Raw genomic sequence first — 13490 nt, forward strand, 5'->3', positions numbered from 1 at the left:
CGAGAGGTAAAATTCGCCGGCAGTGACAGCTAGTCTGATGAGTCAATTGTATTTAACTCAGCTTCAGTACCCGGCAACGAAGATGCGGTGGAGTCTACAATCCGGCTAATGGGAAACACACAGGCAAAGGTGCTGCCCTGGTTTATGCGGCTTTCTATCCGCAGTTGGCCTTGGTGGTGGGCCAGCACGTGTTTTACGATGGCGAGTCCCAGGCCGGTGCCGCCGGTGTCTAAGCTGCGGCTTTTTTCCACGCGGTAAAAGCGCTCGGTTAGGCGGGGAATGTGGTGGGCATCAATGCCAATGCCGTGGTCTTGGACTTCTATGATGGCTTCTTCATCGGTGATGCGTGCGCGCAAAATAATATCACTGCCCGGAGGTGAGTAGCGGATGGCGTTAAAGGCCAGGTTGGATAGGCAGCTACGCAGTTCTTCGTACACGCCTTTTAAGGTAATGGGGTGCTGAATATCCACCACAACCTGGTGGCCATCTTCGCCGCTTAAACCGGTGGCATCGGTTTTGATAAGATTCAGTAGCGCGGTTACATCAACGTCGGTTTGTTTGTAATCGGTGTCTTCGGTTTCCAATCTGGTGAGGGTTAACAGATCCTCGATCAGCAGCGTCATGCGCTTGGATTGGCTTTCCATTTGGCCGATGGCTTTTTGCCATACCGGCGGCAGGCTGTCGCTGTTATCGGACATGGTCTCCAAATAGCCACGCACCACGGTTAATGGTGTGCGCAATTCGTGGGAGACGTTGCCGATAAAATCTTTGCGCATTTGCTCCAGCTTCTGCACTCGCGACACATCCCGTACCACCACCAAGTACTCACCCTGGCCGAATTGACTCACCTGATAATTTAAAAATAAGTCGGCGTCTACGGAGGAGGCCAGTACCAATGGTTCGGTGAATTGGCCCTTTTCGAGGTAGCGCACAAATTTGGGTGAGCGGATGTAATTAAACACCGGTTTGCCGTTGTCTTCGTTGCGCAGGCCCAGCAGTTGATGGGCGCTTTGGTTCCACCACTGAATGGTGTAATCACTGTGCAGCAAAATGACGGCGTCGCGCTGGGCGGCGGTGGTTTGTTGTACTCGGGTGATCATGCCTTGCAGGCGGCGCCGCTCTTTGGCTTGGCGGGCATGTTGCTGCTGAATTTGGTGGGCGTATTCGTCCCATACGCCGTGCAGGTTAACGGGCGGAGGTTGGCCCTGCTGGCTCAACCAAATACCAAACAAGCGCATCTGCCATAGATGCCAAGCCATAAACGCGACGCACCCTAATAGCAGGCCGGGAATAAGCAATTGCAGGATGGCGCCAGCCAAGGCGCAGATAACCAAAAAGCCGGCCAGCCGGCGCAGTTCGGAGTAGAAGCCTCGAGCCAAAGCTAACCTCTTTCTGTCTAACCAAAAGTGGAATGCTATCGGTTTAGGCTTTTTCCGTCACCTTAATAGAAAAACGGTAACCGGTGCCGCGCACGGTTTGCACAAAACGGTCGTGGTCATCCAAGGACAGCGCCTTTCGTAATCGACGAATGTGGACATCTACCGTACGTTCTTCCACATAGACGTTGCCGCCCCAGACGTGATCCAGCAATTGGCCGCGGGTGTAGACGCGCTCTTGGTGGGTAAGGAAAAACTCCAGCAAGCGGTATTCGGTAGGACCCATTTCCACTGGCCTTTCGTTGATGGTTACGCGGTGGCTAACGGGGTCGAGCAACAGGCCTTCTACGGCGATGGGCTCGGTAACGTGGTGGTTTTCGGTGCGGCGCAGTACGGCCTTTAGCCGGGCCACCAGCTCACGGGGTGAAAACGGCTTGGTGATATAGTCATCGGCACCGGTTTCCAAGCCTTGCACTTTGTTATCTTCCTCGCCTTTGGCGGTGAGCATAATGATGGGAATGCCCGAGGTGACTTCATCGCGCTTAATGCGGCGTGCTAGCTCTAGGCCGCTGGTGCCTGGCATCATCCAATCCAGCAGGATGAGGTCGGGTTTCTCGTCGACAATTAAGGTGTGTGCTTGCTGCGCGTCGGAGGCCTCTAGGCAGTTGTAGTCTGCCATCTCCAGGGCTACGCGCAGCATATCCCGGATGGGTTGTTCATCGTCAACAATTAAAATGGTTCGTTCAGCCATGGTCTGCTACGCCGCTATCGATACAGGGTAAATTTTCACCCGAGCATTTAATAAAGCTTTTGTTACTCTTTTATGACAACCCTAGCAGAAAAGGGCGCAACCCACCCTAAATGTTGGCGGGTTAGTACGGTTTGGCACTCTTTACAGTAAAAAATCCATGGCCAAGCCGATAAATACGACAAACCCCACCCACTGATTATTTAAGAAAGCGGTAAAACAGGCGTCTCGATCTCGGTTTCTGATTAGCCACTGCTGGTAAGCGAATAGCCCTGCTGCGGCAACAACGCCAACATAGTACAAAGCGCCCAGCTCAAATTTGCCACCCATCATGAACAGGCCAACGATGGTTAGGCCTTGCAGCAATCCGGTGAAGGCTTTGTCCATTTCACCGAACAGTACGGCGGTGGATTTGACGCCGATCTTGAGGTCGTCTTCGCGGTCCACCATGGCGTAGAAAGTGTCGTAAACCACAACCCACATCAGGTTAGTGATGTATATCAGCCACAGGTTAGGCGGCAGTGAATTGGTTTCTGCGCTAAACGCCATGGGAATGGACCAAGAGTAGGCGGCACCCAAAACAATTTGCGCCAAGTGGGTATGACGCTTGGCAAAGGGATAGAGCGAGGCCAGGGCGGCGGCCACAGCCGCCATGGCGATGGTGAGCAGGTTGGTGAACAGCACCAGCACCAAACCAATGGCCAGTAACAGGCCAAAAACAAACAGAGCGTTGGCTTCTGAGAGGCGGCCGTCGGCCAGGGGGCGGTGGCGAGTGCGTTTAACATGGCCGTCGAAATGGCGGTCGGCATAGTCGTTTATGGCGCAGCCGGCGGAGCGCATAACAAACACGCCCAGAGTGAAGATAAGGAGGTTTTTTAGGCTAGGCTGGCCGTCACTGGCAATTAACAAAGCCCATAAAGTGGGCCACAAAAGCAACAAACTGCCAATTGGGCGGTCTACACGCAGCAATAGCAAATAATCGCGCCAATTGCCCGATTGGGGAAACACGGTTTTTGCCAGGGGGTTATCCTGCTTCACAGTGGCCTCTTACACTAGGGCGTCATCATAAAAAGCTGCACCTTACGTGGCAGCTTTATTAAGCACAACAATTTAAGCACAATATTGTGTTGCGCTAATACTCACTACCCATAAACAGAAGATTCACACCACTATGCACAAAACAGAACTTGTAGATGCCGTGGCCGAAGCGGCCGATCTTTCTAAAGCTGAGGCTCAGGAGGCGGTGAACGCCATTTTTGATGAGATCACCAACGCCCTTAGCCGCAAGGATTCGGTGAGTTTGGTCGGTTTTGGCAGCTTTGTATGCCGCGATCGTGCCGCCCGTACCGGCCGTAGCCCGGCCACCGGCGAGCCCATTGAAATTGCCGCCAGCACATCGGTGGGTTTTAAGCCCGGCAAAGCACTGAAAGACGCGGTAAATGGTTAACTCGCTTTCGTTGTGCAACGGCGGGATGTCCCGCCGTCCAGCCTCGCTGCTCTATCTAAAAAACTGCCTTAACCCGCTAGGTCGTTGGCAATGTTTTCCAGCTCTGCAGCAGAATTGGAAATAGTCTCAATGGTTTCATCCAGCGCGTCGCGCTCGATGTGGACCCGTGCCAGCAGCTCATCTTCCAAACCCAGGTTTGGTCCGCGGTTTAACTGCCGTTGGCGCATGAGCTGGTGTGCGATATACAACAAGTTGGCGTATACAGCGTGCTCGCCATCGTAGTTGGGGTCGTTTTGATAGCGCAGGGCGGTGATGATTTCCTCTGGCATGTTCCAGGTTTCCATCAGCCAAGCCACCAACTGGGTGCGGCTTACGCCAAGAATGTGTTGCTCTACCACCGTGCTGCTGACGTGGGGATTGGCGTCCCAGGCGCTGCACAGGCGATCAAAATGCGGTGGGAACACATCGGCTAAAATCAGGTAGCCGAAGTTGTGCAGCAGGCCGCTAAGGTAAGCCATGCCGAAGCCTGGGCGATGCTGTCGGGGAATGGCGGTAACCAGGCCTTCCATGGTGGCGGCGGCGTACACCGCAGTGCGCCAGTAAGGCTGCACACCGTAGGGGCCTTTCGCTGGAATATCCAAGGTGCGGCTAAGGGCGATACCCAAGGCCAAATTGAGCACCATGTCAAAGCCTAACACGCGCACAATGGCGTCGTGAATGGAGCGAATTTTACCCGGCGCCGAGTAGTAGGGAGACGATGCCCAGCTAACTACCTGGGCGGCTAGGCTGGGGTCGGTTTCAACGATATTGGACAAATCGCTGATGTCGGCGTTGCTGTCCACCCGCAATTGAATGATACGCTGGGCGGTTTGTGGCAGTGGCGGCAGCTCTAGGGTGTCTTCCAAACGCTGCTTGATGCGCAGGCTGGTGAAGTTGTTTACGGCGTCGCAAATGCTCTGGTAATCCTGGCTTTTATCTTGGGCGCTGGTTTCAATCTCGGCAATGGGCAGGGCGATATCCAGGCTGACGGCCTTCTCGGCCATCAGTTTGCTCAAGCCGTCGGCATCCACCTCCAGCATGTGCGGCGAGCGCCCAGCATCCAACAGAACCGATTTGCCGGCTTCCATCAGGCGTTTGTCGATGATGGTGTTCAGGCCGCTCAAATTGGGGATGGCAGGAATGTCATCTAGGTTTTTGCTGGCGGTGAACTTCTCAATCTCACGCGGGTTTACGGCGTGCAGATTGCGCTGGGTAAGTTGGCAGATGCGCTGCAAATCCAGCATGCAATCGGCCGGTATCAGTGCCAGCAACTTGCCTTGGTCGTCCTCAAGCAAAATGGATCGAGCGACTGATTGGTCGCGTAGAAACTTATCGCGGAACGCAATTGCCTCTGGCTCCTGCCCGCCACCGTAAATGGTCATGTTGTACGCTATCTGCTTTTCATCTAAAAGTTTTCTAACATTACTCGGAAATTGCACCGACATAACTTCAGCCTTACCTAATCCCAGCGGGAAATCATTTACGCTTCGGTCAACGTTGGGCCTTTAAAAACGCACATTTTAGGGTGGTTTAAGCAGCCCACTGGGGTGACCTCTTCAAATCCAAGTGTAGTTCAGGGGGGCGGCTTCGAAAGGCAAATTGCAGAAAATTCTTAACAAGTAGCAGATTATGGCTAAACGGTAACCATGGCCTTGATTGATGGCTTTATATGCAATGTGGTTGTGTGTTAGGCGTCAGCGTAGGACTCTTTGCCCGCCAGCCAGCGCTCTATGAGCGGCTCTAACAGGTGTGGGTAGTCGGCCGCCAGGGCTTGCCCCAGGGGCTCTACGTGGTGCAGCAAATGCTGGTGTTCGTGTAGGTCGGCGACGCGAAAATTAATATCTCCGGTTTGCCGCGTGCCCAGCACCTCGCCGGGCCCGCGCAGCTTCAAATCCTCTTCCGCAATCAAAAACCCGTCGGTGGTGTGTTTCATCACATCCAAGCGTTTGCGGGCCGTTTTGCCCAGGGGCTTTTGGTACAGCAACACGCAGTGGCTTTCGGCTTGGCCTCTGCCCACTCGGCCACGCAGCTGGTGTAGTTGGGCGAGGCCCAAACGCTCCGGGTTCTCAATGATCATAACGCTGGCGTTGGGGACATCCACGCCCACCTCAATTACCGTGGTGGCTACTAGCAGCTGTAACTCGCCGGCTTTAAAGCGCGCCATTTGCTGTTCTTTGTCGGCATTGCTCATACGGCCGTGAATCAACCCCACGCGGGTGTTGGGTAGGGCATGTTGCAGGTCCTGGCTGAGCTCTTCCGCGGCCTGGGCCTGTAGGGTTTCGGATTCTTCAATCAGCGTGCACACCCAATAGGCCTGGCGGCCTTGATCGCAGGCCTGGCCCACCCGGGCAATGACTTGCTCACGCCGTTGGCTATTAATGGTTACGGTGTCGATGGGGGTGCGGCCCGGCGGCAGCTCATCAATCACCGAGATATCTAGGTTGGCGTACAGACTCATGGCTAGAGTACGAGGGATGGGGGTGGCGGTAAGCAACAGTAGATGGGGCTTGGCGTGTTGGTTTTTTTGCTGCAGCGCCAACCGCTGGAATACGCCAAAGCGGTGTTGCTCGTCGATGATACACAGCGCCAAATCGGCGAATTGCACGCTGTCTTGGAACAGGGCCTGGGTGCCCACAATTACTTGGGTTTGGCCATCGTTGATGCCCGCCAGTGCCTGGCGGCGCTCCTTGGCGGTTTGTTTACCCAGCAAAAATCCCACACCAATGCCCAGGGGGCTTAACCAGTGGCTGAAGTTATCAAAATGTTGCTCGGCCAAGATCTCGGTGGGCGCCATGATGGCGACCTGTTTACCGGCGGCGATGGCGGGTAGTGCCGCCATGGCGGCGACCAGGGTTTTGCCACTGCCCACATCGCCCTGCACCAACCGACGCATGGGTGTGGCCTGGGCTAAATCACCGGCCACCTCCAGCACTACCCGTTGCTGTGCGTTGGTGGGCTGAAACGGCAATTGCTGTAAAAAATCCTGCTGCAACTGCTCGGCGGCGGGTAGGGCGTAGGCTCCACCGGCACTCTTCCAGCGCTGCTGTTTAAGGCTGAGGTGGTGGGCCAGGAGTTCTTCCAAGGCCAGCCTTTGTTGTAGCGGATGGCTGCGGTTGCACAGCGCCTCGGCATCCACCCCTTTGGCTGGGCGGTGCAGAAATGCCAGGGTATGGGCCAGGGTGTCATTGGCCGGCAGAGGTTGCAAAGAACTGGGGATTAACTCGGCGATGGGGGTGGCTTGGCAGCGTTGTAATATCTGATCGGTAAGCTGGAGCCACTTTTTTTGGCTGATGCCGTCGGTGCTGGGGTAGATGGGCGTGAGCTCATTGGGCATCGGCGTGGTGTCGTCCACCAGGGTGGTTTCTGGGTGGTACAGCTCCAGGCCGGTACTGCCCCGGCGGGCCTCGCCAAACACCCGTAACAGTGCGCCTTGGGCAAGCCGATCTTTTTGTGCGGCGGTAAAGTGAAAAAACCGCATCATGATGCTGCCGCTGTCGTCTTCAATTTTGCAGGCAAGACTACGCCGCCGGCCAAACTGGACATGGGTGTTCACAATAGTGGCTTGGATCACCGCGTATTGCCCTGGGCGAAGCTGGCCAATGGGTGTAATGCGGGTTTGGTCGATATAGCGGCTGGGAAGGTGGAACAACAGATCACGAAACTGGGTAATGCCCAGTTTTTGGAGCTTGGCGGCCAGCTGGGGGCCAACACCTTTGAGTTCGGTGATGGCACTGTGCTCTACGGATAGGGTGACGGGATTGCCTGCCAACTGGGGTGTCTCTTGCGATGGATTGATGCCTATTCTATCCCAATAAGAGGCGCCCCAATTAGCGGTGCCTTAATTGGCGTGTTCTAACTGGCACTGGTTGATGGCCTGACGCAACACATCGATGGCTTTGTGGCGTGGAAAGCTGGCGCGCCAAGCCAGAGCTACGGTGCGGCTGGGTGGGTTCTCGGCAAATGGTCGGGTGACCAGTTGATCGCTATTGTAAAACGAGCTGGTGGCGGCGGAGGCCGGTAAAATGGTGATACCCAGGCCGGAGGCCACCATGTGGCGCAGGGTTTCCAGTGAGCTGCCTTCGGCGGCGGTGTGGATTTTGGCATTGCTGTGATCGCTTTCGGCGGAGGGCCGCAGATTTGGGCAGGCCTCAAACACCTGGTCGCGGAAGCAGTGGCCTTCGCCCAGCAGCAGAATATTGTGCTGTTCTAGGTCACGGGTATGGACGGCCTCTTGTTCTGCCAGCGGGTGGCCTTTGGGCAGCAACACCACAAAGGGTTCGTCGTACAGCGATTGTGTAACCACATCCGCTTCGGTAAACGGCAGGGCGACGATAATCACATCCAGCTCACCGTTGCGCAGGCGCTGGCGTAGGGTGGCGGTAAAACCTTCCTCTACATACAGCGGCATATCCGGGGCGCGTTTTTGCAGCTCGGGGATAAAATGCGGGAATAAATAGGGCCCGATGGTAAAGATGGCGCCTACCTGCAGAGGGCTGCGCAGCTGATCTTTGCCGGCGGTGGCCAAATCTTTGATGGCTGAGGTTTGCTCCAGCACCAATTGCGCTTGCTTAACGATGCTCTCGCCCAGCGGGGTGGGTTTTACCCGTGTTTTAGAGCGTTCAAATAACGCTACACCGAGCTCGTCTTCCAGCTTTTTGACGGCGATGCTTAGGGTTGGCTGGGAGACAAAGCATTTTTCGGCAGCGCGGCCGAAGTGTTGCTCTTGTGCCAAAGTTACGATGTAGCGAAGTTCTGTTAGAGTCATGTTGTTTTTTGTAGGTAAAAGTAAGCAGGTACAGAGCGTACTAAAGCCTAGGGGTTTTGGCTATCAGGTATAGCCTCTTAATATATTTTATTAAATTATAAGCTGAATAGTTTTTTTCAATGAGACGGTATAAATAAAGACTATGGTGGAGGAAATCAATAAACCCGTATCGCCTGGTGGGCGCTTATTGTGGTTGGGAGCGGGCAGCCTAGCGCACGGCTTTGCGCAGTTAGCCGAGGCCGGGCAGTGGCGGGAAATTATTGCCGCTCGGCGCAACATCGAGCGGTTGGGCCCGGGCTTCACTGTCTGTGCCATGGACTTTTTGAGTGACAGCGATGGCCGGCGGCTGGCAGCCATGGCGGCGGATGCCGTCGTGGTGTCGCTGACGCCACCGGCTCGCAGTGATGACGGTTATCGCCAGGGTTACGTAGAAACCAGCCGCAATATTATTTCGGCGTTACAGCAGTGGCAGCAACCGCCCGGGCGGGTGGTGTGGGTATCCAGCACCAGTGTGTACGGCCAAAACAGCGGTGAAAGTGTGGATGAAACCAGCCCAACCCAGACTACGGGTTTTAGCGGTAAGCGCCTTTTGGAAGCCGAAGCTCTGTGGCAGGCCAGCGGTTTGCCGGTGAGTGTCGTGCGCTTTTCAGGCATCTACGGGCCCGGCCGTAACCGATTATTGCAGCAGGTTGAGAAAGGTAATTTGGGTGGTGAAATCCCGACCTATACCAATCGAATTCACCAAACAGATTGCGCCAGAGTGATCGCTCACTTACTGGATGATAAGCATGATGCGGGGGTTTATATAGGCACAGACGACGAAAGCGTGCTGGATTGGACGGTAAAATCTTGGCTGGCGCAACAATTGGGGGTGGCCCACCAAGTGCCGGCCTTACCCACCACCGTGGCAGGTAAGCGGCTGAGTAATCACAAGCTCAAGGGCCAAGGCTTTAGCTTTGCCTATCCCAGCTACCGCCATGGCTACCCCGAGATTATCAAGGCCTACCGGCAGCGGGTGTGATTTCTTGGAGTTACATCAAATAACCACAACACCATCGGCTTCGATAAGGGAATCCTTGGGCAGTTGGCTGATACCAATGGCTGCGCGGGCCGGGTAGGGCTGGCTGAAATACTGCGACATAACCTCATTCACCAACGGAAAGTTGTTTAAATCCGTGAGGTAGATATTCAGCTTTACGATGTCTTTCAGCTCGCCGCCGGCGGCGTTTACTACAGCCGCTAGGTTTTTAAACACTTGGTGTGCTTGCTCGGTGAAATCCTCTGATACCAGCGTCATGGTCTCTGGGTCCAGTGGAATTTGGCCGGATAGGTAAACGGTATTGTTAACTTTTACCGCTTGGGAATAGGTGCCAATGGCGGCCGGTGCAGCGTCGGTATGAATCGTGGCTTTGTTGGTCATTATTGCCTCCCGCAGGCTGGGTGCCGAGAATCGGAGGCCTAATTACCGCTGCCGCCCCGGCGATGCTTCAAAAAGAAAAGCCGCTTAGTATAGATGGCTGGGGCGGGCAGGCAATCAGTTTTTGCTGCGGGTAACGCGGATAACGGGGCTCATCACCCGAATGCGGCGCATGATATTGGCCAAATGTTTACGGTTGCTGACAGTTAGGGTGATTAAAATCACCATGTTTTGGGCATCGCGTTCATTGACTTGTAGCTTCTCTATGCCAGCACCTTGTTCCGAAACTCGGGTGGCGATATTGGCAATGATGCCGCGTTCCGAGGCCACTTCCACGCGTAAACCCACCACGTATTCGCCAGAGACATGCTCGGCCCAACTGATGGGGCTGATGGATTCCGGTTTGCTGTTACGGATTTCGGTTAGGTTGCGGCAGGATTCCTGGTGCACTACCAAGCCCTTTCCGGCGCTGGTATGGGCGGCAATGGTGTCACCGGGGATGGGCCGGCAACAGCGGGCAAAGGTAATGACAACCGCATCCGGTGAGTCGATAACCAAGGGCGCGGTATTGTGGTGGGCGTTTGCGCCCTCGCTGGCGGCCAACATTTGGGCGATGGTATGGGGCGGGCGTTGGCCCAGGCCGATCTCTTCCAGCAGGCCTTCAAGGGTATCCAACTTACAGGCCGCTAACAGACCATCCACCTGCTCGGTAGACAGCGAATCTAAGCTTAGAGTGTAGGGCTCTAGCGATTGGTCCAACATCCGTGCACCCAACTCCACCGATTGATTGTGGCGTTGGTTTTTCAAAAAGTGGCGGATGGCGCTGCGTGCTTTTCCGGAGACTACGAACTTCAGCCAATTGGGATTGGGCTGCGCCGCCTCGGAGGTGATAATGGCCACCCGCTCGCCGCTTTGCAGCTGACGAGATAACGGTGCCAGGCGATCGTTCACCCGGCAGGCAATGCAGTGGTTGCCGATATCGGTGTGCACGGCGTAGGCAAAATCCACCGCCGTGGCACCGGCGGGCAGTTCGACAATTTTGCCCTTGGGGCTAAATACGTAGACTTCATCAGGGAACAGGTCGATCTTGGCGTTCTCGATAAATTCCAGGGAGTTGCCGGCCTGTTGTTGAATTTCCAGTAGGCCGCTCACCCATTTTCGGGCGCGGGCGTGGCCGACGTAATCTTGGTCGTCGGATTTGTACAACCAATGAGCGGCGATGCCTTGGTTGGCCAGAGCGTTCATATCCTGGGTGCGGATCTGCACTTCTATGGGTTGGCCGTGTAATCCCACCAACACCGTGTGCAGGCTCTGGTAGCCATTGGCCTTGGGAATGGCGATGTAATCTTTAAATTCACCGGGGATGGGCTTGTACAAATTGTGAATGGAACCCAGCGCTCGGTAGCATTCGTCCACGCTGTCTACCACAATGCGGAAGGCGTGCACGTCCATAATTTCTTTGAAAGATTTCTTTTTGCTGCGCATCTTAGAGTAGATGCTAAACAGGTGTTTCTCCCGGCCGGTAACGTTGGCGGTGATGTTATCGCGTTCCAACCGGCTACTGATATCACTGCGGATGGTTTCAACCAGCTCTTTGCGGTGACCGCGCACGGATTTTAGAGCCGCCTCCAGGCGCCGTGCCCGCATGGGGTAGATGGCCTGAAAACACAAATCCTCAAATTCGATACGAATATCGTTCATGCCCAAGCGGGCCGCAATGGGGGCGTAGATCTCTAGGGTTTGTTTGGCGATGCGGCGTTTTTTCTCGGGTCGCAGGGCGCCCAAGGTGCGCATATTGTGCAGGCGGTCGGACAACTTCACCAAAATCACGCGGATGTCTTTGGCCATGGCCAAGGTCATTTTACGGAAGTTCTCGGCTTCTTTTTCGGCCTGGGATTCAAACTCCATTTGCGTGAGCTTACTCACGCCGTCTACTAGGTCGGCCACGGTATCGCCGAACTGTGCCGCCAGTGCCATCTTGTTAATGGCGGTATCTTCAATGACATCGTGCAGCATGGCCGCCATCAGGCTTTGGTGATCCATGTACATTTCAGACAGGATGTTGGCAACGTGCAGGGGATGGGTTACGTAGGGTTCCCCGGACGAGCGGCGCTGGCCCTCGTGGGCTTGTTCGGCGTAAAAATAGGATCGACGCACCAAGTTAACTTGGTCTGCATCCAGGTAGCTGGCCAGATGATGGCTGAAGCGCTCTAAATTAACCGCGACGGGCATAATAACGGGCATTGCCTCTCTTTAATGCTGCTCCCAATCCCTCTCAGCTTTTTTGCTGAGCCTGCCGTCTGCGGCTAATTAGCCGAGGCTTACCAATTATGTCCTTATAAAAGCGGCTATTCGCTGCAGGGTATGATTGGTGTTTGTTTGATTTTTATCCTAAAACGGGGCTTATGCCGTTTCGGTCACTTTGGTTAAACAGTATCACTTTTTACTCAACGACCACGCAATTACCTAACTCGTCGAATCCAGTGGCCTATGTTGAGCTGTTCAAAGCACCTGAGGGCCTAGCTGATCAATTTTGCTGGCAATCGTGATAGTTGTCTCTTTATCAGAGTGTAGTAAAAAGATCTGAATAACAGGTAAACGAATGTGAAAACACGCGCCTCATTCTAAAAATGCGCGGTTAATTATAATAGCGGCAAAGATCGGGGGAGATTGAGTGATGGTTTCGCGATTGCGAAGCGGCCACCGCAGGAGCGGCGGCTACTGGAAGAGTGTTACTCGTCTAGCATCAACGGTGCGCTAGGCATGTACTCGTCTTCGGCTTCGTCTTTTTCGTCCAGAATGCTGGCGTCGATAAAACCTTGTTCGATTTCGCGCAGGGCGATAACCGTGGGCTTGTCATTTTCTTCGGCAACCATTGGGTCGCGGCCACCGACGGCGATTTGGCGAGCGCGCTTGCTACCTACTAATACCAACTCGAAGCGGTTATCGACGTGATCTAAGCAATCTTCTACAGTAATGCGGGCCATAGTGGGTTCCGTTGTTGTGTTCAGTCAGCTCGGTATAACACCAAGGACGCGGGATTGTATGCAAAATAAGCGCCTAGGACAACAGCTTTTCTAGGCGGCTGCCGTGGCGTGCCTGCTGGTTATCCAGCGTTAGACGTTGGGCGCGCATAACGGCTTTGAAGTCTTCTAAGGCGTCGTCGAAGTCTTCGTTAATAATAATGTAGTCGGCTTCCACGTAATGTGACATCTCATTGATGGCTTTTTGCATGCGCCCGGCTATGATGTCGGCATCGTCTTGGCCACGATTGGTTAGGCGCTGCTCTAATGCCTCTCGCGAGGGCGGCAATATAAAGATGCCAACCGTATCTGGTAGCAGGCGTCGAATTTGGTCGGCGCCCTGCCAGTCTATCTCTAAGATCACATCCATACCGTTATTGAGCGTGTCTTCAACCCACTGCTGTGCGGTGCCGTAGCAGTTACCGAACACCTCGGCGTATTCCAAAAATTCACTGCGAGCCACCATAGCGTGGAAGGTCTCGGGCGTAACGAAGTGGTAGTTAACGCCTTCTTCCTCTCCCGGACGTTTGGGCCGGGTGGTGTGAGAGATGGAAACCAGGATGTTGCTCATACTACCGACTAAGGCTTCAACCAAGCTGGTTTTACCCGCACCCGAAGGGGCTGAAACGGTGAATAAAGTGCCTCGACTGCTCATGTGCTCGCTCGTTGGCTCGT

General features: G+C 54.7%; 12 protein-coding genes. 2 read left to right on the top strand and 10 right to left on the bottom strand.

Features of this window, described 5'->3' with window-relative positions; all coding sequences use genetic code 11:
- Positions 1 to 29: 29 nt before the first annotated feature.
- The 3 genes from phoR to ubiA form a co-directional block, all read right to left on the bottom strand.
- On the bottom strand, positions 30 to 1379 hold the full coding sequence (gene phoR / locus ACGHM3_RS00630) for a phosphate regulon sensor histidine kinase PhoR (protein ID WP_345416171.1): 1350 nt from the start codon (positions 1377 to 1379) through the stop codon (positions 30 to 32).
- Positions 1380 to 1422: 43 nt separating this feature from the next.
- A complete protein-coding gene (gene phoB / locus ACGHM3_RS00635) occupies positions 1423 to 2127 on the bottom strand; it encodes a phosphate regulon transcriptional regulator PhoB (protein ID WP_345416168.1) in 705 nt (234 codons plus the stop codon).
- 141 nt (positions 2128 to 2268) lie between these two features.
- Positions 2269 to 3162, bottom strand: a complete 894-nt coding sequence (gene ubiA, locus ACGHM3_RS00640; RefSeq protein ID WP_345416165.1) for a 4-hydroxybenzoate octaprenyltransferase — start codon at positions 3160 to 3162, stop codon at positions 2269 to 2271.
- Between the two features lie 133 nt (positions 3163 to 3295).
- On the opposite strand from ubiA, the gene ACGHM3_RS00645 reads away from it, so the two are divergent.
- Positions 3296 to 3571 carry an HU family DNA-binding protein gene (locus ACGHM3_RS00645; protein WP_345416162.1) on the top strand — a complete coding sequence of 92 codons (276 nt, stop codon included), beginning with the start codon at positions 3296 to 3298 and terminating at the stop codon, positions 3569 to 3571.
- Positions 3572 to 3639: 68 nt separating this feature from the next.
- Here ACGHM3_RS00645 and ACGHM3_RS00650 read toward each other — a convergent pair whose 3' ends face one another.
- From ACGHM3_RS00650 to ACGHM3_RS00660, 3 genes are all read right to left on the bottom strand, one after another.
- Entirely contained in the window at positions 3640 to 4992 is a 1353-nt protein-coding gene (locus ACGHM3_RS00650; protein ID WP_390517732.1) for an HDOD domain-containing protein, read from the bottom strand.
- 305 nt (positions 4993 to 5297) lie between these two features.
- Positions 5298 to 7379, bottom strand: coding sequence for an ATP-dependent DNA helicase RecG (gene recG / locus ACGHM3_RS00655; RefSeq protein ID WP_345416158.1), 2082 nt, complete (start codon positions 7377 to 7379; stop codon positions 5298 to 5300).
- Between the two features lie 69 nt (positions 7380 to 7448).
- Complete coding sequence (locus tag ACGHM3_RS00660) at positions 7449 to 8375, bottom strand: hydrogen peroxide-inducible genes activator (protein WP_345416155.1); 927 nt, start codon at positions 8373 to 8375, stop codon at positions 7449 to 7451.
- Between the two features lie 142 nt (positions 8376 to 8517).
- Between ACGHM3_RS00660 and ACGHM3_RS00665 the strand changes: the two genes are divergently transcribed.
- Positions 8518 to 9396, top strand: a complete 879-nt coding sequence (locus ACGHM3_RS00665) for an NAD-dependent epimerase/dehydratase family protein (protein WP_345416152.1) — start codon at positions 8518 to 8520, stop codon at positions 9394 to 9396.
- A gap of 15 nt (positions 9397 to 9411) precedes the next feature.
- Here ACGHM3_RS00665 and ACGHM3_RS00670 read toward each other — a convergent pair whose 3' ends face one another.
- The 4 genes from ACGHM3_RS00670 to gmk form a co-directional block, all read right to left on the bottom strand.
- The gene (locus ACGHM3_RS00670; protein WP_345416149.1) at positions 9412 to 9795 is read right to left on the bottom strand and encodes a RidA family protein; all 384 of its coding nucleotides are present in this window, start codon (positions 9793 to 9795) and stop codon (positions 9412 to 9414) included.
- Positions 9796 to 9909: 114 nt separating this feature from the next.
- Positions 9910 to 12036 (bottom strand): RelA/SpoT family protein, encoded by a 2127-nt coding sequence (locus ACGHM3_RS00675; RefSeq protein WP_390517733.1) that lies wholly within the window; start codon positions 12034 to 12036, stop codon positions 9910 to 9912.
- Positions 12037 to 12524: 488 nt separating this feature from the next.
- Positions 12525 to 12779, bottom strand: coding sequence for a DNA-directed RNA polymerase subunit omega (gene rpoZ / locus ACGHM3_RS00680; protein ID WP_345416147.1), 255 nt, complete (start codon positions 12777 to 12779; stop codon positions 12525 to 12527).
- A 73-nt stretch (positions 12780 to 12852) separates the two neighbouring features.
- The gene (gene gmk, locus ACGHM3_RS00685; protein ID WP_345416145.1) at positions 12853 to 13470 is read right to left on the bottom strand and encodes a guanylate kinase; all 618 of its coding nucleotides are present in this window, start codon (positions 13468 to 13470) and stop codon (positions 12853 to 12855) included.
- Between the last annotated feature and the right edge of the window lie 20 nt (positions 13471 to 13490).

It is taken from the genome of Halioxenophilus aromaticivorans (assembly GCF_042850945.1).
Lineage (GTDB): Bacteria > Pseudomonadota > Gammaproteobacteria > Pseudomonadales > Cellvibrionaceae > Halioxenophilus > Halioxenophilus aromaticivorans.